The sequence below is a fragment of the Streptomyces mayteni genome, from assembly GCF_054783955.1.
On the sequence record NZ_BAAGPR010000005.1, the window covers coordinates 154570 to 176724 of the forward strand.

At 72.4% G+C, this 22155-nt stretch carries 14 protein-coding genes; 10 read left to right on the plus strand and 4 right to left on the minus strand.

All coding sequences use genetic code 11. The features are described from left to right. Positions 1-333: 333 nt before the first annotated feature. From ACYVPE_RS04335 to ACYVPE_RS04360, 6 genes are all read left to right on the plus strand, one after another. On the plus strand, positions 334-4236 hold the full coding sequence (locus ACYVPE_RS04335) for a deaminase domain-containing protein (RefSeq protein ID WP_461032023.1): 3903 nt from the start codon (positions 334-336) through the stop codon (positions 4234-4236). Between the two features lie 5 nt (positions 4237-4241). After that, complete coding sequence (locus tag ACYVPE_RS04340) at positions 4242-4574, plus strand: ankyrin repeat domain-containing protein (RefSeq protein WP_461032040.1); 333 nt, start codon at positions 4242-4244, stop codon at positions 4572-4574. Positions 4575-4731: 157 nt separating this feature from the next. Then, positions 4732-5709 (plus strand): tetratricopeptide repeat protein, encoded by a 978-nt coding sequence (locus tag ACYVPE_RS04345; RefSeq protein WP_461032024.1) that lies wholly within the window; start codon positions 4732-4734, stop codon positions 5707-5709. Between the two features lie 478 nt (positions 5710-6187). Beyond that, positions 6188-6808, plus strand: coding sequence for a DUF6230 family protein (locus ACYVPE_RS04350; RefSeq protein WP_461032041.1), 621 nt, complete (start codon positions 6188-6190; stop codon positions 6806-6808). Between the two features lie 131 nt (positions 6809-6939). Then, positions 6940-7464, plus strand: coding sequence for a DUF6114 domain-containing protein (locus ACYVPE_RS04355; RefSeq protein WP_461032042.1), 525 nt, complete (start codon positions 6940-6942; stop codon positions 7462-7464). After that, on the plus strand, positions 7454-8839 hold the full coding sequence (locus tag ACYVPE_RS04360) for a prolipoprotein diacylglyceryl transferase (RefSeq protein WP_461032025.1): 1386 nt from the start codon (positions 7454-7456) through the stop codon (positions 8837-8839). Before ACYVPE_RS04355 ends, ACYVPE_RS04360 begins: the two co-directional genes overlap by 11 nt. An 84-nt stretch (positions 8840-8923) precedes the next feature. On the opposite strand, the gene pyk is transcribed toward ACYVPE_RS04360, so the two are convergent. Genes pyk through pta form a run of 3 tightly spaced genes read right to left on the minus strand, consistent with a single transcriptional unit; the run spans position 8924 to position 13745 of the window. After that, on the minus strand, positions 8924-10354 hold the full coding sequence (pyk, locus tag ACYVPE_RS04365; RefSeq protein WP_461032026.1) for a pyruvate kinase: 1431 nt from the start codon (positions 10352-10354) through the stop codon (positions 8924-8926). Positions 10355-10401: 47 nt separating this feature from the next. After that, a complete protein-coding gene (locus tag ACYVPE_RS04370) occupies positions 10402-11607 on the minus strand; it encodes an acetate kinase (RefSeq protein WP_461032027.1) in 1206 nt (401 codons plus the stop codon). After that, positions 11604-13745 (minus strand): phosphate acetyltransferase, encoded by a 2142-nt coding sequence (pta, locus tag ACYVPE_RS04375; RefSeq protein WP_461032028.1) that lies wholly within the window; start codon positions 13743-13745, stop codon positions 11604-11606. Before pta ends, ACYVPE_RS04370 begins: the two co-directional genes overlap by 4 nt. Positions 13746-13996: 251 nt before the next feature. Here pta and ACYVPE_RS04380 point away from each other — a divergent pair, with 251 nt between their 5' ends. From ACYVPE_RS04380 to ACYVPE_RS04395, 4 genes are all read left to right on the plus strand, one after another. Beyond that, positions 13997-15022, plus strand: a complete 1026-nt coding sequence (locus ACYVPE_RS04380; RefSeq protein ID WP_132815308.1) for an ATP-dependent 6-phosphofructokinase — start codon at positions 13997-13999, stop codon at positions 15020-15022. Between the two features lie 863 nt (positions 15023-15885). Then, a complete protein-coding gene (locus ACYVPE_RS04385; RefSeq protein ID WP_461032029.1) occupies positions 15886-17412 on the plus strand; it encodes an alpha/beta hydrolase in 1527 nt (508 codons plus the stop codon). 120 nt (positions 17413-17532) lie between these two features. After that, on the plus strand, positions 17533-18513 hold the full coding sequence (locus ACYVPE_RS04390; protein ID WP_461032030.1) for an ATP-binding cassette domain-containing protein: 981 nt from the start codon (positions 17533-17535) through the stop codon (positions 18511-18513). Beyond that, on the plus strand, positions 18510-19271 hold the full coding sequence (locus ACYVPE_RS04395; RefSeq protein ID WP_461032031.1) for an ABC transporter permease: 762 nt from the start codon (positions 18510-18512) through the stop codon (positions 19269-19271). Before ACYVPE_RS04390 ends, ACYVPE_RS04395 begins: the two co-directional genes overlap by 4 nt. Here the strand turns inward: ACYVPE_RS04395 and ACYVPE_RS04400 are convergent. Further along, a partial coding sequence (locus ACYVPE_RS04400; RefSeq protein ID WP_461032032.1) for an ATP-binding protein occupies positions 19253-22155 on the minus strand: 2903 nt, incomplete at its 5' end. The genes ACYVPE_RS04395 and ACYVPE_RS04400 overlap by 19 nt on opposite strands.

The following is a 22155-nucleotide window of genomic DNA, read 5'->3' on the forward strand; positions in this document are numbered from 1 at the left end:
CCTTCACTTGCCTTCAGCGGTGCGTGGAGGCGCGCGCGGCTCGCTCCGAGTCGGATCGACTCGGATTGGTTTTGATCGATCTCTGCCCGGGGTAGTTCTGGCGTGGCTGATCACCGGGGGTTCAGCCAGCCGCCGCCGTCCTGGCGGCGCCAGTCGCGTGCGCTCTGGCTGGTTGGTGTTCATGGGGAGGGAACCGGCCATGGCCGAGCACGCGCGGCATGTCGTGGTGCGTATGCCTGGCGGTGCGGCTCTCATGGCTTGGCCGTTGTGTCCCCGTGGCCCTCCGGCACACCTCGTTCGAAGCATGTCATCGCAAACGAACGAGGAGATGCCTTGAGCAAGATTTTTCGAAGACCTGATAATCGATGGCGCGGAGCTCAGCGAGCGTCCGCACTGCTGAAAACAACGGCGCTGCTGGTTGTGACGTCGCTGTCGCTCACGCTGGCCGAGCCAGTCGCCGGCGACGACACGACTCCCGCCGGTGAGACGGCGCCGTCGATCGCGGCGGAGATCACGCCGGAGGTCCAGTGGCGCATGGACCAGTGCCGGGCCGGGCGCATCCTGCACGCCGGTGGGCCGTACGTGAAGATCACGGCCCAGGGCCTGATGGCGGGGCCTGAGGACCAACTGCGTGAGGTCCTGTCATACCTGAGCATCAGCGGTCCGCTGCGCGAAGCGGCGCTGAACGACTTCGACTACGCGCAGAGCATCCGGTCCCTTGTCGGGGATCAGGTGGCCGAGCTTGAGGGCATGGCTCAGCGGTACTACAACGGGGACGATCCCCTCGGGTACCAGCCACCGGACTACTCCGACGAGTATCAGGACTTCCTCTTCTCGTTGGCTGATGGCTCTGGCGCCGTGCCGGGCATGAGTGACCAACTCTCGCCACGCCCAAGCCAGGAGGCACTGGCCAGGGTCGCTCAGGTCGCGGATGAGAACGGGGACTTCGCCAGCACGTGGATGGCTGAGCAGATCCGTCTCTCGGGTTCCGCAGACGACGCTCGGATGTTCTTACTGTACGGCGGGGTGCCGACCACGGCTCCCGAGCCCGGCACACTCGAGTTCGAGCTCGGCGTGGAGGAGCTGAAAGCGCGGTGGGCTTCCTGCGACAGCGGCGATCCGCTGATCGATGCTGTGGGCGGGGTGCTGACCGAGCAGGTCTCTGTCGCCCACGACGAGTGGATGACGGAACTCGCCTCGCAGGCTGAGCAGCGCGACGCCATCGGTGCCACCGAGGTGGCGGCGTTCGTCGAGCTGATCCGCGCTCATGAGGGCATGATCGTTGCGGTCACCCAGGCATGGTGGGCTGACTACCTCCTGCGGTGGCAGCGGTACTGGAGCGGACGTCCCACCACGGATCCGCGCTATCCGACGCAGCAGGAATTCGCCAGAGCAACCAGCGAGCTGTCGACGGCACGTAACACGGTGTCACAGGTGGCCGCCTATTCGCGCACGGCGGCCAACGCCGCCGCTCAACAGGTCACCAGCGCGCAGACCGCCCAGCAGGAAGCGGCGGACATCGCGGCCGCCGCCGGCTACCCCGAGGGCCGTGGGCTCGCCCACGCCCAGCAGGCCGTGCAGGTGGTGACCGCATCCGCCGCAGCCGCCGATGCGGCGGCATACGCGGCGGAGACGGCGCGCAGCGCCGCACAGGCCAGCGTGGCGAACAGCGCGACCTTGCTGTCCTTGGCCCAGACGCGGGCTCATGCCGTCCAGGCCGAGTTCCGACGCGCTGCTGCCGAGGAGGCGGCCGAACAGGCCCGATCAGCAGCCCAGGCTGCCGCCGAACACGCCGAACGTGCTGAAGAAGCGGCTGTCGAGGCCCAAACCGGTGAGGCCACCGCTGTAGCCGCTGAGGCCGAGGCGCGGGAAGCCGCGAACACCGCCCGCGCTGAGCGTGAGGCGGCCGAGGCAGCGCGCGACGAGGCTGCATCGGCGCGCGTTGAGGCTGCCGATCGCCGCACCGGGGCCGCCGAGGCGTTGGGCCGAGCGCAAGATGGTCACACCGTGGCCAGAACCGCCGCTCATGAGGCCGCAGAAGCCGGGCTTGAGGCTGCGGGACAGCGCCGAAGTGCCGAGGAAGCTGAGGATCGTGCCCGCCAGGCACGGGATGACGCCGTTCGGGCCGAGCGGGACCGGGACGAGGCAGTGGCTCGCTTGGCCGCGATGCGTGCGGCCGTCGCTGCCACCGAGGGCACGGAGAATGCGGCAGAAGCCCGTGCGGCGGCCGACGAAGCACAGGCTGAAGCCAACACTGCGACGGCAGCGGCCACGTCAGCCCGCGCAGCAGCCGACCAAGCGGGAGCTGAGGCCACTGCGGCCCGTGCTGCGGCGACCCGAGCCACGGCCGCTGCGGAACGTTCCCGCGCGCACGCCTCCACCGCGTGGGACTCCGCTCACGTCAGCTATGCGGCAGCCGATCGGGCCACATCGGCAGCGGCCAACGCTATCGACGCGTCGGAAACAGCCGCTCAGGAGGCTGACGGTGCGCAGGCCCAGGCCGACATCGCAGCACAGGCGGCTTCCGAGGCGCGGGAGAACGCTGTCGCGGCGCGGGATGAGGCCAACGCGGCCCAAGAAGACAGCCTGGCGACGACCAACGGAGCCTATGCCACCGCGCTGGCCGCAACTGCGGCTCGTGACGCGGCCACGGCGACCATCAATCCGGCCAACGAGGCCATCGCCCTGGGTACCCCGTACCAGGAGTCCGATCCGGCAGCCGGCTTGGCGGTGCTGACCGGCCAGTCCGCAAAGTCGCACGCCGAACAGCAGGCGGCGGCAGCAGAGGCCAAGTCCCGAGCTGCGGCTGCGGCAGCGGCGGAGGCACGCCGACTTGCCGAACAGGCCGATGCCGACAGCCGTGCGGCTGCGGAGGCCGCCGCCGAGGCTGCCGAGGATGCTGCTGCGGCGCTGGAATCGGTGGCCGCGGCCCGGTCTTCCGCCCGCGAGGCCGCGCGCGCCGCGTCCGCCGCGCAATCGGCGGCGGAACAGGCTCGGGCGCACGGCAGCCGGGCGGCGGAAGACGCCTATATGGCGGGTCAAGCGGCTAATCAGGCGGAGTCCGAGGCGCATCACGCCGACAACGAGGCCACGGACGCTGAACGCGATGCCGAACGGGCCGACCAGCATGCCGATGCCGCCGAAGCGGATGCGAGCGAGGCACGTGGGATTGCTCAGCAGGCCGACACCGACGCGAACGCTGCAGAAGCGGCGGCGACGAACGCCGATGACCTCGCGCAGGAGGCCGACGCTGCGGCCCAGCGGGCTGAGGAAGAGGCACGCCGAGAGTGGGAAGCCCAGCGCGCTGCGCTGGCCGAGACCACTCCGGACCCCGTCACCGGCGGTACTGGGTTCGGTGGGCCGCCACTTGCCCTGGACGATGAGGCGTTGCTTCGCGCGGAGTGCGGCCAGACCTGTGTCGACGAGTACAGAGGCGCACAGAGCCAGGCCGACCGCGACGTCATCGATTGGTTGATCGACAACGGTGGCGAGATCCTGCTGGAGTACTTCGGCATCAACGACCTGCGTCGTTGCCTTGGTCAGGGCAACGTCGAAAGTTGCCTGTGGTCTCTAGTTGATATCGCCAGCCTGTTCCTCGCGGCGCCGGTCAAGGGCTTCGAGGCGGTCAGGACGGCCATCAGGACGGCCTCGCGTGTCGCCGACCACTGGTCCGCTGTCCAGCGTGCCCGCCGGGCCCTCGATCGCTACGACGACATGCTGGTCCGCCTACGGGCTGGCCTCTGCCCGGTGTTTCAGGCTGCGTCGTTCGCAGCAACCGGGCCGGCTCGGGTGGCAATCACGGAGCCATTGCTCGCCGCAGCCGACTGCTCCCCACGGACCGTCGCCGAGCAGCTCCGCGCCACAGGCAGCGTGTCCAGACGAAACAACATTGCTGCCGCCGACGTAAACATCCAGGGGCTGGACCGCCAAACGTTGCTCTCGGTAAGCGGCGCTGCGGAGCGCGCCAACACCGTTCCCAACGTTGGAGCGCATGGGAACCCCCAGCGCTACGTCCCGCAGGCATTGTCGAACCAGAACCCAAACAACTCCCGATTCTTCGACACAGAGTTCAAGCTGCTCAACTACATCGCCAACCAGATCGGGCGGTCGTCCTCGACGGTCACCGGGCGCATAGACTTGTACTCTGAGCTTGAGGTATGTGGGTCATGCAGTTCCGTGATCAACCAGTTCCGGGGCGATTTCCCCAATGTTCAGATCAACGTGTCCTGGGGGTGAACACCATGGAGTCGGGGTTTTCTCCCGCTCATCAGGCCGTTGCGGTAGAAGACCTGGAGACGCTGGGCAGGCTTCTGGGTGCCGGAGCGGATATCCACGAGGAGCACCACGGCCTGACACTTCTCCACCATGCGGTGGACGTCGAGATCGACGGTTACGACCAGACAGGTGAGCCACTGACGGTTGACACCACGGCTTTCCTTCTGGCGCGGGGCGCCGATCCTACCCGCCCCTCGGGCGGCGGCACCGGGGTCTCAGCCGAGCACATGGCGTTCGTCCGGGGACACTGGTTGGCTCTGGAACTGTTCGAAGAGTGGAAGCGGGAACGGAAGGTCTGACACCACGTTCGTGTCATCAGGCAGGGGGTCGCCGTCCCGCTGCGGACGGCCCCCTGCCACTGCTTGGCCAGTGGTCCGTGGCCCTCACGGCCACCGCGCTTGGCGCCGCGTGCCGGGTGCGTGTCCGAACGGTTCCGGAAGGGGGGAGACTGGTGCCATGCAGCCACGCAACATGTCCATGAGCGGAGCCGTTGACCTCTCCGCGGTGAAGGCGGCCGCCGAGGCCAAGCAGAAGGCCGAGCGGGCCCGGGCCCAGCGGGCGGCCCAACCGGGCGGGCAGCAGGCGGCTGCCGCCACGCGACTGGTGATCGACGTCGACGAGGCCGGGTTCGAGCAGGAGGTACTGCAGCGCAGCACCGAGGTGCCCGTGGTCATCGACTTCTGGGCCGAGTGGTGCCAGCCGTGCAAGCAGCTCAGCCCCATCCTGGAGCGGCTGGCCGAGGAGTACGCCGGCCGGTTCGTGCTCGCCAAGATCGACGTCGACCAGAACCAGATGCTCTTCCAGCAGTTCGGCGTGCAGGGGATCCCCGCGGTGTTCGCGGTGATCGCCGGGCAGGCCCTGCCGCTGTTCCAGGGGGCCGCCCCCGAGCCGCAGGTGCGGCAGGTGCTCGACCAGTTGATCCAGGCCGCGGAGGAGCGGTTCGGGATCGTCGGCGCGCCGGTCGACCCGGAGCAGGCCGCGGCCGCGGGCGAGGAGGAGGCCGGCCCGCCGCAGCCGCCGGCCAACCCGACGCTGGCGGCGGCGCACACCGCGCTGGACGGCGGTGACCTGGCCGGCGCGATCCAGGCGTACGAGAACGTGCTGGCCGACGAGCCGGGCAACCTGGAGGCCTCGATCGGCCTCGGCCAGGCGCGGTTGCTCAAGCGGGTGCAGGAGGCGGACCCGGCGAAGGTCCGCAAGGCCGCGGCCGACAAGCCGACCGACGTCCCCGCGCAGCTCGCCGCCGCCGACCTGGACCTGGTGGGCGGCCATGTCGAGGACGCCTTCGGCCGGTTGGTGTCCCTGGTGCAGCGCACGGCGGGGGAGGACCGGGACGCCGCGCGGGTGCGGCTGCTGGAACTCTTCGAGGTCGTCGGCCCTGACGACCCGCGCGTCATCAGCGCGCGTGCGGCGCTCTCGCGCGCGCTCTTCTGAGGGAACCGGCTCTTCTACACTTCATGACGGCCGCGCTTTACCAAAACTTGGTACTCGCGGCCGTCATCACAATCGGTCACAAGGGCAGGGGGCTACTGGGGAGTTACGTCTGGTTGAAGGGAGGGTGCGGCTTTCGCGTGGTCGCGTCTGCGTGTCGACCGGCACGCGATGATCACTCATTTGCCACATCGTTATTACTCGCAAGTAACGAACCCCTTGTGCCGGGACGTGAGATGCACCACGATCGGCCAAGCCGATGGAGCCACCCATCGGCCTCGGAACAGGGGGGTTCCCGACGGCCCGCGAGGGGCGGAGGGACCTGTTTCGCTGTCAGCCGCGTCCAAGGCGACGGTCAGTGGCTGTCGCCGGGGTGCATGCCCGGGGATACGCACTTCTCCTCTCCAGGGCCCCGGACGGCTTGGCAGACCACGGGCTTGCGGAGTCCGTGGAGTTGTTCGTCCGAGAAGGAGGAAAGTCAATGGAGTCACAGGCTCGCGGCGGCACGAGATGGCGGCGGTTCGGCCTCGTCATGGTGCCGGGCGTGGCCGCTACCGCTGCCATAGGTATCGCCCTCGCTCAGGGGGCGCTGGCCGCCTCGTTCTCCGTGTCCGGTCAGCAGTTCAAGGTGAGCGTGGACCGGCTCGATGCCGAGGGATTCGTCCAGTACGGCACGATCGTCACGCCCGCCGGCGGCTCACCCAGAGCCGTCGCCGTCTCGGCGTTCGATCACGCCACCATCAACAACCTCTGCCAGTCGGTGGTCATCCCGGTTCCGCTCTTCGGTGATGTCACCGTGCGGATCGGTGCCGGGTCCGACCGGAACAACCCGGTGGAGGCGGACAACCTGTTCATCGATCTGGCTCAGTTGAACGCCGGCGATGCCACCTTCACCAACATCGACATCGGCGTCAGCGTGGATTCCACCACCAGGGGGCCCGACCCCGAGCCGGGCACGCTGCCCGGCTCGTTCGCTCAGCAGTCCGACCATGCGACGCTGAACGACGTCGAGCAGACCGCCTGGGCCACGTCCGCAGGCACGTTCAGGCTGACCGATATGAGCCTGAGCCTGCACAGGGGCACGAGCCAGGAGTGTTTCTGACGGCATGACCACGCCTGGGGCAGGGAGCGGAGACGCGCGTCTCTGCCCCAGGGCGTAGCGCCGTATCGTGCATCCCGCCACTGAAACGCGCCACCAGGGGAGTACGTGCCGTGAGCACCAAGACCGAGGAAATGCCCAGAATCTCGCTGTTGGCCCGAGGGCGCGTCGCGTTCCGGCACTTCAGGTGGCGGCGGCCGTTCTGGGCCGGGCTCCTGGTCCTCATCGGAGGACTGCCCATCGCCTACTTCCCGTATGCCAACCTGACGTTCGGTCAGCTCACGATTCGCATGGCCACCACGGCCGGCGCCGGTTCGCTGGTGATCGGCGTCCTGCTGATCGTGCTGGGCCTGACCATATGGTTCCAGCCGCACGTACGGATATTCGCGGGCGTCGCCGCCATTCTGCTGGCGCTGGTCTCCCTGGTCGTCTCCAACTTCGGTGGCTTCCTCGTGGGATTCCTCGGCGGCATGGTCGGCGGGGCCATGAGCATCGCCTGGATGCCGGGCGAAGCACAGCCGACCGCGGCACGGGACGCCGCGGCGGATGGTGAGCCGCCGGCCCCGGTTCCCGGGACGGGCAGCGCACTGGAGGCCTTCCAAGGAGCCGCACCGGAGCGGGGGAAAGATCCGGGGAAGGGAAACCAAGGTGCCGAGTGAAGAGATAACCACCGCGGACGGTGAGGGATCACGGCACGCGGCGCCACGCAGACCACTGCTGCGCCGCCTCCACATGCCGGTGGGAAAGGCGATCGCGCTCGCGGCCATGCCGTCCGCCGCGCTGATGGGCATGGGCTTCACCTCGCCGCTCGCCAAGGCGGACCCGAGCCAGCCGGAGAACCCCTTCCAGGACGCGCCGTGCGTCGAGATGCCGGACGAGGCGGACGCGGAGGCGGAGGCAGAGGCCGAGGACTCGGCCGAGGAGCCGACGGAGGAGCCGTCCGAGGAGCCGACGGACGAGGAGACGCCGGAACCGGAGCCCGACGAGGACGCGGAGCCGGACGCGCAGCCGACGGACGAGGCGATGGAGTCCGACGCGGCGCGGGATCCGGCGGAAGACGCTGCGGCCACCGAGCGGGAGCCGGCCGAGGGCCAGGACGCGGCCCAGGAGCCCGCCGAGCAGACCGAGGAACCCGCGGCGGAGGAGCCGAACCCGTGGGACCCGCTGGGTGTCGGGCGCGGTCTCGAGGAGCTCGGCAACGCCATCGGCGACGTCCTCAACCCGGGCCGCGGTGAGGAACCGCCCGCTGAGCCCGAGGATCCGGCGGACGAGCCGGAGGGCGACCCGGCGGACGAGCCGGAGCCGACCGCGCCGCCCGCCGAGCAGGACGAGTCGGACCGGTCGGACGGGACCGACGAGGCGTCAGCGGACGAGGGCGAGGCCGAGGACGCCGCCCGGGAGCCGGACGCGGTGGAGACGGACGAGGCCGAGGCGGAGGCCGACGAGCCTGACGACGGCGAGGACGACGCCGAGGAGCGGGACGAGGTCGAGGTGGAGACCGTCGACCCGTTCGCCCCCGACGATCTCGGCCGGCTGCCGTTCCCCTGCCCCGAGGAGCGCCGGGTGCCCGGCACCGACGAGCGGACGCCGCTGGTCCTGCCGGACCAGCCCTGGTACCTGGACGCCACCTATCTGACGCTGCGCGGCCTCGACTACCACGGCGTGGTCAACGTGACCACCGCCAACGGCAGCGTGAAGCAGGTGCTGAAGTTCACCGCCGATTTGATCGACATCGGCGACCTGCACCAGATCGTGGACGCGCCGGGCGGGGTGCGCTACCACGTGGGCACGGACCCGGGATCCAACTCCACCTTCAGGAACGGCACGGTGACGATGTACACCGAGCGCCTGGAGGGCAATCTCTTCGGCATCATCCCGGTGGTCTTCGACCCCGAGCACGAGCCGCCGCTCGACCTCCCGATCGCCCACTTCACCGACGTCCTCGTCACCCAGGCCGGCCAGTTCGGCGGCGAGCTGACGATGCAGGGCATGACCAACTTCACCACCAACGACGGCCCGACGACGGTGGGTTGATCCCTATTGCGGGAAGGCGGGGCACGAGAAGGCGGGGCGGCGTGATGCCGCCCCGCCGGGAGAGTCGGGAGAGTCGGGAAACCCTCAGACGCCCTGCTGGCCACCGATGTGGTGGACGCGGACCATGTTGGTGGTGCCCGCGACGCCGGGGGGCGAGCCGGCGGTGATGATCATGGTGTCGCCCGCCTGGTAGCGGTTGAGGCGGGACAGCTCGGCGTCGCAGAGCTCCACCATCTCGTCCGTGTGGTTCACGTGCGGGACGACCGTGGTCTCCACGCCCCAGCTCAGCGTGAGCTGGTTGCGGGTGGATGGCTCCGAGGTGAAGGCCAGGATCGGCTGGGTCGCGCGGTAGCGGGAGAGCCGGCGGGCCGTGTCGCCCGACTTGGTGAAGGCCACCAGCGCCCTGGCGTCCAGGAAGTCGGCGATCTCGCAGGCGGCACGGGCCACCGAACCGCCCTGGGTGCGCGGCTTCTTGCCCGGCACCAGCGGCTGGAGGCCGCGGGAGAGCAGCTCGCCCTCGGCGGCGACCACGATCTTCGACATGGTCTTGACCGTCTCGACCGGGTAGCGGCCGACCGACGACTCGGCGGAGAGCATCACCGCGTCCGCGCCGTCCAGGATGGCGTTGGCCACGTCGGACGCCTCGGCGCGGGTGGGACGGGAGTTGGTGATCATCGACTCCATCATCTGGGTCGCCACGATCACCGGCTTGGCGTTCCGGCGGCACAGCTCGATCAGCCGCTTCTGCACCATCGGGACCTTCTCCAGCGGGTACTCCACCGCCAAGTCGCCGCGGGCCACCATCACACCGTCGAAGGCCAGGACGACCTCCTCCATGTTGTCGACCGCCTGCGGCTTCTCGACCTTGGCGATCACCGGCACCCGGCGGCCGACCCGGTCCATCACCCGGTGCACGTCCCGCACGTCCTCCGCGTTGCGCACGAAGGAGAGGGCCACCATGTCGGCGCCGAGCCGCAGCGCGAACTCCAGGTCCTCGACGTCCTTCTCGGAGAGCGCCGGCACGTTGACCGCGACGCCCGGCAGGTTGATCCCCTTGTGGTCGGAGATCACGCCGCCCTCGATCACGATGGTCTTCACCCGAGGGCCGTCCACCTCGGTGACCTGGAGCGAGACGTTGCCGTCGTTGATCAGGATGGCCTCGCCCTTGGCGACGTCACCCGGCAGCCCCTTGTAGGTGGTGCCGCAGATCGACCGGTCGCCCGGCACGTCCTCGGTGGTGATGGTGAACTCGTCGCCCCGCTGGAGCTCCACGGGACCGTTGGCGAAGGTCTCGAGCCGGATCTTGGGGCCCTGGAGGTCGGCCAGCACGCCCACGGCGACGCCGGTCTCCTCGCTCGCCTTGCGGACCCGGTGGTACCGCTCCTCGTGCTCCTCGTGCGAGCCGTGGCTGAAGTTGAACCGGGCCACGTTCATGCCTGCCTCGATCAGCGCCTTCAGCTTCTCGAAGGAGTCGACGGCTGGGCCCAGGGTGCAGACGATTTTGGAACGGCGCATGCTGGCGATCCTACTCGTTTTGTTCCGTGCCGGAATAATGTGGTGTCTTACCGGGGCCGGGCCAGGGCGAAAGCCTGGGTGGCGATCTCCAGTTCCTCGTCCGTGGGCACCACGGCGACCGCGACCCGAGCGTACTCCGGCGAGATGACCCGAGGGCCCTTCGCCGGCGCCGAGTTCAACCGTTCGTCGATCTCGATTCCCAGTCCCGAAAGCCCCGCGACGGCCGCCGCTCGCACCTCGGCCGAGTTCTCCCCGACGCCGGCCGTGAACGCCACCGCGTCCACCCGGCCGAGCACCGCCACGTAGGAGCCCAGGTACTTCCGCAGCCGGTACGCGTAGACGTCGAACGCCAACCGGGCCGCCGCGTCCCCCGCCGCCATCCGGCGCGAGATCTCCCGCATGTCGTTGTCCCCGCACAGCCCGAGCAGCCCGGAACGCATGTTGAGCAGCGCGTCGATCTCGTCCACCGGCATGCCGGCCACCCGCGCCAGGTGGAAGACCACCGCCGGGTCCAGGTCGCCCGAGCGGGTGCCCATCACCAGGCCCTCGAGCGGCGTCAGGCCCATCGAGGTGTCCACGCACCGGCCGCCGGCCACCGCCGAGGCGGAGGCGCCGTTGCCCAGGTGCAGCACGATCACGTTGACCTCGGACGGGTCGCGGCCCAGCAACGCGGCGGCGCGGCGCGACACGTAGGCGTGCGAGGTGCCGTGGAAGCCGTAGCGGCGGATCAGGTGCCGGTCCGCGGTCTCCACGTCGATCGCGTAACGGGCCGCGTGCTCGGGGATGGTGGTGTGGAACGCGGTGTCGAAGACGGCGACCTGCGGCACGTCCGGGTTGAGCGCCCTGGCGGTGCGGATGCCGGCCAGGTTGGCCGGGTTGTGCAGCGGGGCGAGCGGCACAAGGCGCTCGATCTCGGCGAGCACCGCGTCGTCCACCGGCGTGGGCTCGGTGAAGGTCCGCCCGCCGTGCACCACCCGGTGGCCCACCACGGCCAGTTCGGGGGAGTCGAGCCCCTGTCCGTCCGCGGCCAGCTCCTCGGCGGCGAGGCGGAGCGCGGCGCCGTGGTCGGGCACCGGCAGCTCCCGCTCCCGGCGCTCGCCGCCGGCCGGGGTGTGCGTGAGCCGGCCGACGCGCTCGCCGATCCGCTCCACCAGGCCGACGGCCAGCCTGGCCTCGTCCCGCATGTCGATCAGCTGGTACTTCACCGACGAGGAGCCGGAGTTGAGCACCAGCACCCGTGTCGCCCCGGTCATGCCGCGGACTCCTTGTCGCCTCGGGCCTGTTGGGCCTGGATGGCGGTGATCGCCACCGTGTTGACGATGTCCTGCACCAGCGCGCCGCGCGACAGGTCGTTCACCGGCTTGCGGAGCCCCTGGAGCACCGGGCCGACCGCCACCGCGCCCGCCGAACGCTGCACCGCCTTGTACGTGTTGTTGCCGGTGTTGAGATCGGGGAAGACGAGCACGGTGGCCTGGCCGGCCACCGGCGAGCCGGGCAGCTTCGCCGCCGCCACGGTGGGCTCGACCGCCGCGTCGTACTGGATCGGCCCCTCCACCAGCAGGTCGGGCCGCAGCCGCCGCACCAGCTCGGTGGCCTCCCGCACCTTGTCCACGTCCGCGCCCGAGCCCGAGGTGCCGGTCGAGTACGACAGCATCGCGATCCGCGGCGTCACCCCGAAGCCGGCCGCGGTGGCCGCCGACTGGATGGCTATGTCGGCCAGTTGGGTCGCGTCCGGGTCGGGGTTGACCGCGCAGTCGCCGTAGACCAGCACCCGGTCGGCCAGGCACATGAAGAACACCGAGGAGACGATGGAGGCGTCCTGCTTGGTCTTGATCACCTCGAACGCCGGGCGGATCGTCGCCGCCGTGGAGTGCGCGGCGCCGGACACCATGCCGTCGGCCAGGCCCTCCTCGACCATCAGCGTGCCGAAGTAGGAGACGTCCGCCACCACGTCGTGCGCCAACTCGTAGGAGACGCCGCGGTGGGCGCGGATCCTGGCGTACCGCTCGGCGAACCGCTCGCGCAGCGGCGACGTCTCCGGGTCGACCACCCGGGCGCTCGGCACCGGGCTCGCCGGGTCCACCGGCTCGTCCGGGTCGAGCAGCCGCACGTCGAGGCCGAGGTCGGCGACCCGCTTGCGCACCGCGGCCACCGGGCCGAGCAGCGTGAGGTCGCACACGTTGCGGCGCAGCAGCACCTCGGCGGCGCGCAGCACCCGCTCCTCGGTGCCCTCGGGCAGCACCACGTGCCGGCGGTCCACCCGGGACCGCTCGATCAGCTCATGCTCGAACATCATCGGGGTGACCCGCTCGCTCCTGCCGACCGAGAGGTGCCGGGTGAGGGCCGTGGTGTCCACGTGCGCCTCGAACAGACCGAGCGCGATCTCCGCCTTCCGCGGGGTCGCCGCGGTCAGCTTCCCCTCGAGTCCGGAGAGCGCGGTCGCGGTGGAGAACGAGTCGCCCGGCACGGAGAGCACCGGGATACCGGGCGCGAGCTGCTCGGCGAGCGCCATGGTGCGCGCGCCAGGGCGCTCGCCCAGGGTCAGCAGGAGCCCGGCGATGCGAGGCGCCCCGGCCGAGTGCGCGGCCAGCGCGCCCACCAGCAGGTCCTCGCGGTCCCCCGGCATGATCACCAGACAGCCCTCGGTGAGCGCGGCGAGGAACGTCGGCAGCATCGCGCCGCCGAAGACGAAGCCCCGCACGTCCCTGGCGAGCCCGGTCGGGTCGCCGAGCAGCGGCTCGGCGCCCAGCGCGGCCGCCACCTGGTTGACGGTGGGCGCGGAGAGCGCCGGGTCCTCGGGCAGCACGAAGACGGGGACCGGCAGCCCGCCGGCGCCGAGGTCGCGGGCCGCCCGCACCGCCTCGTCGTCCCGCACCCGGTTGGCGACCATGGCGAGCACGTCGCAGCCGAGCGAGGTGAAGGCGTGGTGGGCGTTGCGTACCTCGGCGGTGATCGACTCGGCGCTCTGCCCGGTGCCGGCGACCACCGGCAGCAGGGCGGCGCCGAACTCGTTGGCCAGCCGGGCGTTGAGCGCCAGCTCGGCGGGCAGCTGGGTGTCGGCGTAGTCGCTGCCGAGCACCAGCACCACCTCGTAGGCGCGGGCGACGGCGTGGAAGCGGTCGACCAGCCGGGTGACCAGCTCGTCGGTGCCGCGCTCGGCCTGGAGCGCGGCGGCCTCCCGATAGCTCATGCCGCGCGCCTCCTCGGCCCGCTGGGCGAGCCGGTAGCGGCCCTTCAGCAGCCCGAAGACCGGGTCCGGCGCGTCGTGGTCCAGCGGCCTGAAGACCCCGACCCGGTCCACCTGCCGGGTCAGCATCTCCATGATGCCCAGCTCGATCACCTGCCGGCCATCTCCCCGACCGATGCCGGTCACGTACACACTGCGCGTCACAGCAGCCGTCCCTGTCGCTTTGTATGGTCCCCCTCTGGCGCCGTAGCTCAAGGTGCGGGCAGCATGCCCGCGTGGGCCTTTCTCCCGACCGTACCCGGGGGCCGGGAGGGGGCGCGCGCCGGGGCGCTGAGCGCCTTGCGGTCGTGCCTCGGGCCCGTGAAAGAATTCCTATCGTCCGTGTCACGCCCGAGTCGTCCCGGTGCCGTCGGGCAAACGCACCAACGTCCAACCGAGCAGGAGAACGCCCCATCATGCGTATCGGAGTACTGACCGCGGGCGGTGACTGCCCCGGCCTCAACGCCGTGATCAGGTCGGTCGTGCATCGAGCGGTGGTGGACCGCGGCGACTCGGTGATCGGCTTCGAGGACGGCTTCAAGGGCCTGCTCGACGGCCGCTACCGCGAGCTCGACATCGACTCCGTCAGCGGCATCCTGGCCCGCGGCGGCACCATCCTCGGTTCGAGCCGCCTGGAGCGCGCCAGGCTGCGGGAGGCCTGCGACAACGCCGAGGCCTTCCGCCACAAGCTCAGCCTGGACGCGCTGATCCCCATCGGCGGCGAGGGCACCCTGACGGCGGCCCGGATGCTGGCGGACGCGGGCATCCCGGTGGTCGGCGTCCCCAAGACCATCGACAACGACATCTCCGCCACCGACCGCACCTTCGGCTTCGACACCGCGGTCGGCGTCGCCACCGAGGCGATCGACCGGCTCAAGACCACCGCGGAGTCGCACCAGCGGGTCATGGTCGTCGAGGTCATGGGCCGGCACGCGGGCTGGATCGCGCTGGAGGCCGGCATGGCGGGCGGCGCGCACGGCATCTGCATCCCGGAGCGTCCCTTCCAGGTCGACGACCTCTGCAAGATGGTCGAGGAGCGGTTCGACCGCGGCAAGAAGTTCGCGGTGATCTGCGTCGCCGAGGGCGCCCGCCCGGCCGAGGGCTCCATGCCGTACGAGCGCGGCGAGATCGACCCCTACGGCCACGAGCGGTTCGCCGGCATCGGCAACCGGCTGGCCGCCGAGCTGGAGAACCGGCTGGGCAAGGAGGCCAGGCCGGTCATCCTGGGCCACATCCAGCGCGGCGGCACCCCCACCGCCTACGACCGCGTCCTGGCCACCCGCTTCGGCTGGCACGCGGTGGAGGCCGCCCACCGCGGCGAGTTCGGCATGATGACGGCACTGCGCGGCACGGAGATCGTGATGACGCCGCTGGCCAACGCGACGATGGAACTGAAGCGGGTGCCGCAGTACCGGATGGACGAGACCGAGGCGGTGTTCTAGGCCGTGTTCTGGGCGAACGGCCTTTCGCGGCGCCCGCCCTGCCGGGCCGCAGGCCCGGGGCTCCGGCCGGGGCCCCGCGCTGCGGCGGCCGGCCGCCCTTCGGGCCGTAGGCCCGGGCCCAGGCGGGGCGGCCCTTCGGGCCGTGGTGGGCCGTCAGGCGGCCGGTGGCTCCGGGCCGAACTGTGGTCGCCCTTCGGGCTGACCGCTGTGATCCGGGCGTTGGCTGCCCGATCTGCCTTCGGGCCGTTGGCCCGTACGGCGGGCGGTCGGCCCCCTGGCCGGAGCCGGGGCCCGGCGGCCCGGCGCGGCCGGCAGGCGGCGCACCAGTGCTCGTGCGTCGGCCCACCGGCCCGGTGCCGGTGGCCCCTCGTACGTACGCGCCTGGTGACGTCGGCCCACCGGGCCGTTGGCCCGGACCGGCTGGGGCGACGTGGGCCATCCGGTCGGGTACCGGCGCCGGGGCGCCCGGCCGGCGGCCCTTCGGGCCGCAGGCCCGTTCCCACCGGAACCCGGAACCCGGAGCCGGTGGTCCGCGCTGCCGCGATCCCGCGTCCGCGTGGGCCGGGTGGTGCCGGCCGTCGGGTGGCCGACGGTCTCCTGGCCGTCCCGGCGGCCCTTCGGGCCGGCAGGCCTGGAGGCTTGGAGGTCACCGGGCCGCAGGCCCATGTCTATCCTGCCCGGGCGGAGCCCGGTGGGCAGCGGGCCGGAGGCCCGGGCAAGGGTCCCCGCGTGGGGCGCGCTTGATGGCCGAGGGGCAGTGACGGGCGATTCCGCGAGCCCCCGGAGGGTAGGGGTGGCCCCACCACGAACCATGTGGTGGGCGCCAGTGAGGGTGGTGGTGGGGGCCGCATAGCGTGGGGCGCATGGGAAAACACAGATGGTTACGTGCGGCCGTCGCCTCGGCCGCCGTCCTGGGGGCCTGCGCCGTGGCGAGTCCTTCGGTGGGGGCCGAGCGCGGCGACCCGCTGCGGGAGTATCACGGGCAGGTCCTCGACTGGCACGGCTGTGCGCTCGGCCCGGACGACGCGACGGGGCGGGAGCTCGACGACGCGGGGGCCAGTTGCGCGGAGCTCACCGTGCCGCTCGACTACGCCGCGCCGCGCGGCAGGACCATCACCGTCGCGCTGTCCCGGCTGCCCGCCACCGACCGTGAGCGTCGCGTCGGCCCGCTGTTCCTGAACAACGGCGGGCCAGGCGGGGCGGGGCTCGACATGCCGCTCAGCGTCGCCGCCGACCTGGGGGACGTCGCCGAGCGCTACGACCTGATCGGCATGGACCCCCGGTTCGTGGGCCGTTCCACGCCGCTCGACTGCGGCTGGGACATCGGCACCGGCCTCTACTCCGCCGGCCCCGACCTGGCTTCGTTCGCCCGCTCCGCCGCCCGCGCCCACGACCTGGCCAGGCGGTGCCAGCGGACCGAAGGCGACGTGCTGCCGTACGTCACCACCCGCAACACGGCCAGGGACATGGACGTGCTGCGCGGCGCCCTGGGCGAGGACCGGATCTCCTACCTCGGCTACTCGTACGGCTCCTACCTCGGCGAGGTCTACACCACGCTCTTCCCCGGCCGGACCGACCGGATGGTGCTGGACGGCGTGATCGACCCGGCGCGCTACCGGCAGACGCTGCTCCAGGACGCGGGGGTCGCCAACGAGCGCGCCCTGCGTGGCTGGGCGGCGTGGGTCGCCGAGCGGGACGACGCCTACGGCCTGGGCGGCAGCCGGCGGGAGGTGCTCGCCGCGGTGGACCGGATCCACGCCGCCGCGGCCGAGGCGCCGCTGCGGGTCGGGGAGTACCGGCTCGACGCGCACCTGCTGCCGATCGTCCTGTTCAGCGGCCTCGGCAGCGACCTGGACGAGCCGCGGGCCGCGCTCGCCGAGTCCGTGGCGCTGCTGGCCCGCGTCGCCGCGGGGGAGCCGGCCGAGCCGACCCCGGCGCAGGCTGAGCAGCTGGCGTCCCTGACCACCGGCGCCGGATCGCCGTACGCCAGCGCGCAGTTGGCGATCCTCTGCGGGGACGTCGCCGAGCGGCGCGGCCTCGGCGCCTACTGGCGGGACGTCGAGGCCGGCAGGAGCGCGAACCCGTTCGCCGCGCCCGTCGTCTCCAACGTCAACGCCTGCGAGTTCTGGGGCCGCCCGGCCGAGGCGCCGACGGTGGTCGGCGGCGACGTGCCGGCGCTGCTGGTGGGCGCCACCGGCGACCCCCGCACGACGTACCCGGGGACCGAGGCGGTGCGCGAGCTGTGGCCGTCCTCCCGGCTGGTCACCCTGGAAGGCGCCGCCCACCACGGCGTCTACGGCGAGTACGGCAGCGCCTGCGTGGACGAGCGGGTCAACGCCTACCTGGCCAGCGGGCGGCTGCCGGCCGCCGACGTGACCTGCCGGCCGTAGCGGGCCGCGGCCTGTCGTCCGACGTGCCGCGCTGACAGCCCGCTGTGCGGGGTCTGACAGCGCGGCACGGCAGGCTCGGTCGGGTATCGACAGCTGAGGACGAACAGGAGGGGAGGCGTCGTGACATACGCCTTTCGGGCCGAGGGACTGGTCAAACGCTTCGGCGCGACCACGGCGCTGGCGGGGGTCGACCTGGCCGCCAGGTCGGGCACGGTGCTCGGGGTGCTGGGGCCGAACGGCGCCGGCAAGACGACGGCCGTGCGGATACTCGCGACGCTGCTCAGGCCCGACGGGGGTCGGGCCGAGGTGGCGGGGTACGACGTGGTGCGGCAGGCCGAGGAGGTGCGTCGGCGGATCGGGCTCACCGGCCAGTACGCCTCGGTGGACGAGGACCTGACCGGCACCGAGAACCTGGTGATGATCGGCCGGCTGCTCGACCTGCCCCGTGCCGAGGCCAGGGCGAGGGCCGCCGAGCTGCTGGAGCGGTTCGACCTCACCGAGGCCGCCGGGCGGCGGGCCCGCACCTACTCGGGCGGCATGCGCCGCCGGCTCGACCTGGCGGCCAGCCTGGTCGCCAGGCCCGAGGTCGTCTACCTCGACGAGCCCACCACCGGCCTCGACCCCAGCAAGCGGGACGACGTCTGGGCGCTGGTGCGGCAGCAGGTGTCGCAGGGCGTCACGGTGCTGCTGACCACCCAGTACCTGGAGGAGGCCGACGCGCTCGCGGACGACATCGCGGTGATCGACCGGGGCGCCGTCATCGCGCACGGCACCCCGCACGAGCTCAAGGCGGTGGTCGGCGGCCAGACCCTCCAGGTGCGGCCGCTCGACCCGGCCAGGCTGCCCGAGGTGGCGACCCTGCTGGAGCGGATCGCGGGTCAGCGCCCCGACTCGCCCGGGCGCGGGGTGCTCGGCGTGCCGGTGGAGGGCGACGCGGCGCTGGCCCCGGTGGTGGCCGCGCTCGCCGAGCGGGGCATCGCGGTCACCGAGCTGTCGCTGCGGCTGCCCAGCCTGGACGAGGTCTTCCACACCCTCACCGGGCACGGGGCCGGGACCGACCGGCCGGCGGCCGAGCAGGAGCGGGCGGAGGCGACGGCATGAGCACCCGGGTCCTCTCGCACAGCGCGACGCTCGGCTGGCGCAGCCTGATCAAGACGCTCCGCACCCCTGAGCAGCTGCTCGACGTCACGCTGCAACCGATCATCTTCGTGGTGATGTTCGTCTACCTGCTCGGCGGCGCCGTCTCCGGATCGACCACCGAGTACCTCACGTTCCTGCTGCCCGCGATCATGGTGCAGACGGTGGTCTTCGCCACCGTGGCCACCGGGGTCAACCTCAACACCGACATCAGGAAGGGCGTCTTCGACCGCTTCCGCAGCCTCCCGATCGCCCGCTCCGCGCCGCTGCTCGGCTCGGTACTCGGCGACATGATCAGGTTCGTGGTCTGCATCGCGGTGCTGCTCGGCTTCGGCTACGCGCTCGGCTTCCGGATCGGCACCGACCTGCTGTCCGTGCTGGCGGCCTGCCTGCTGGTGATGGTGTTCGCGTTCTCGCTGATCTGGATCTCGGTGCTGCTCGGGGTGAAGCTCAGGGAGCCGGGCGCGGTGCAGGGCATCATGTTCCTCGCCATGTTCCCGCTGACCTTCGGCACGAACATGATCACCCCGACCGAGACCCTGCCCGGCTGGCTCCAGTGGTGGGTCGACGTCAACCCGGTGACGGACGTGATGGAGGCGGCCCGCGGACTGATCAACTCGGGTCCGGTGGCCGGCCCCGTCACCTCCACGCTGCTGTGGTCGGCCGGCCTGTTCGCGGTGTTCTTCCCGCTGGCCGTCCGCGCCTACCGGCGCGCCGCGTAGCCGGTGCCGGCGGACGGGTCGCCCTCCGTCCGCCGGCCGGGGGCCTGGCCGGTGGCGGCGCGCAGCGCCCCGATGGCGGCGTCCCGGTCGAGGCCGCGGCCGCGCTCGAACGCCGCCGTGTAGGCGACGGCGCCGAGCTCCGCCGGCAGCCGGGTGGCGAGCTCGGCGGCGTCCCTGTCGGTCCTGTCCGGCGTGCCGCGCAGCGCCTCCGCCGCGCCCAACACCTCGGCCGCCACGGCCGGTTCGCCGCGCCCGGCGCACAGCCTCGACAGGACGACGCCGACCCTGGCCACGACCGGCATGTCCTGGACGTCCACCGCCTCCGCCAGAGCCTGGCCGAGCAGGGCGGCGGCCGGGTCCACCCCGTCCACCCCGTCCTCCCCGGCGAGCGCGACCATCGCGAGGCCGGCCCGCAGCAGCGCGCTCAGCTGCGGCTGGACGAAGGTCTGGCGGTCGACGTGGCGCAGCGCGCCCGTGTACTGCTCCCTCGCCTCCGCGAACTCGCCCGAGCGGCGGGCGAGTTCGCCCAGGGCGAGCCGCAGGTGGGCCACCAGGTAGCCGGCGCCGCGCCGGTCGGCGGCCTCCGCCAGCTCGGCCAACTCCTCACGAACCGTGTCGAGTTCGCCCTGCTCGGCGCGGATGACGGCCAGCCGGACGCGCACCTGCTCCAGGTCGGGCTCGGCGCGCAGCTCGCCCATCAGCCGCAGCGCCTCGGACAACGCCTCGCCGGCCGCGTCGAGGTCGCCGCGCAGCCGGTGCTGCTCGCCGAGCAGGTGCAGCGCCATCCCGAGACCCCAGCGGTCCCCGATCTCCCGGAAGCCGGCTACCGCGGGCCCCAACTCCTCCCAGACGCCGGCCGGATCGCCGTCGTTCTCGCGGATCGCGGCCCGCATCAGGCGCAGCATCGCGCGGGTCCACGGGTCGGGGTGGTCGAGGGCCCGGACCGAGAGCCGCAGCCCCTCCTCGGTGCGGTCGGCGAACATCGCGAGGCCGGGCTGGAGCACGCCGAGCATCGGCAGCCCCTGGGTGTCCACGTCCGAGCGCGCCAGCTCGTCGCGCAGCCGCTCGGCCTCCGGCCATGCCTCGCCAGGGCGCCCGGCCGCCGCGGCGTTGAGCACGAACATGCTGGTGGCCACGGCCCGTGCCGTCCACGGCGACTCGCCCGGCACGTCGAGCGCCAGCCGCAGCCAGTGGGCGGCCTCCGCGTGGTTCCCGCGCATCGTCCAGAACAGGCCGAGCGCCGCCACCAGGCGGACCGCGGTGTCCGCGTCGCCCACCGCCGTGGCGTGGTGCAGGGCGGCGAGCAGGTTGTCCCGCTCCGCGTGCAGCGTGGCCAGCCACTCCAGTTGGTCGTGGCGGCGGAGACGCGGCTCCGCGGTCTCGGCGAGCCGCAGGAAGTGGGCGGCGTGCGCGTCCCGCACCTCGCGCGTCAGCCCGGCCGCCGCCAGCCGCTCCGCGCCGTACTCGCGCAGCGTCTCCAGCATCCGGAACCGCGGCCCCGACGGGTCGCCGTCGTCGGCGAGTTGGAGCAGCGAGCGGTCGGCGAGCGAGGTCAGCGCCTCCAGGGCCTCGCCGGCCGCCAGCCCGCAGACCCCCTCGGCGCTCGCCGGGGTCACGCCGCCGGCGAACACCGCGAGGCGCTCGGCGAGCCGCCGTTCGTCCTCGGTCAGCAGCTCCCAGCTCCAGTCGACCACCGCGCGCAGCGTCTGGTGCCTGGGCAGGGCGGTGCGGCTGCCGGCGGTCAGCAGCCGGAACCGGTCGTCGAGGCGGGACGCCAGGTGGTCGGGGTCGAGGGTGCGCAGCCGCGCCGCGGCCAGCTCGATGGCCAGCGGCAGCCCGTCGAGCCGGTGGCAGATCTCGCGCACCGCGCCGACGTTCCCCTCGTGCACCGTGAACCCCGGCCGGACCGCGGCCGCCCGGTCGGCGAGCAGCCGGACGGCCGGGCTGGCGGCCGCCTCGTCGGCGCCCGCCGCGGGCGCCGGCAGCCGCAGCGACGCCACGGGCGACAGCACCTCGCCGAAGATGCCCAGCGGTTCGCGGCTGGTCGCCAACACCCGCAACTGTGGGCAGCGGCCCAGGAGTTGGTCGGCGAGCCGGGCCGCCGCCACCACCAGGTGCTCGCAGTTGTCGAGCAGCAGCAGCGTCGGGCCGCGGGACAGCGTGTCGACCAGCAGGTCGAGGGTGTCCCGCGGCGTGGTGGGCGTGCGGTGCCGTTCGAAGACGGCGGCAGGACCGCCGCCCAACGCGTCGAGCGCGGCCCTGGCCACGTCCTCGGGGTCGGTGACCGAGGCCAGCTCCACCAGCCAGGCGCCGCCCGCGAAGCCTGCGGCGTGCTCGGCGGCGGCCGTGGTGGCGAGCCGGGTCTTGCCGGCGCCGCCCGGGCCGACCAGCGTGACGAGCCGCGCCTCGGCCAGCCGCTTGCCGATCAACCGCAGCTCCTCGTCCCGGCCGACGAAGCTGGTGAGCGCCGCCCGCAGGTTCCCGGCCGGCGCCGGTCCCGGCGCGGCCGGGGCCAGCGCCGGTTCCGCGCGCAGCACAGAAAGGTGCAGCTCGCGCAGCTCGGGCGCCGGGTCGGTGCCCAACTCGTCGGCCAGCAGCGCCCGGTACTCCTCGTAGCCGGCCAGCGCCTCGGCCTGCCGGCCGGCCGCGTAGCGGGCCCGCATCAGCAGCCCGCGCGGCCGCTCGCGCAGCGGGTGCTCGGCGACCAGTGCCTCGAGATCGGCCAGCACGGTGGGCAACACGGTGGTCGCCAGCACGGCCGCCGGCAGCCCGGCGGCCAACTCGGCCTCGGCCAGGTCCTCGACCGCCGACCGCCGCAGCTCCTCGAGCCGGGCGGCGGGCGCCGCCGCGTACGGCGCGCCTCCCGCGTCGGCCAGCGCGGGGC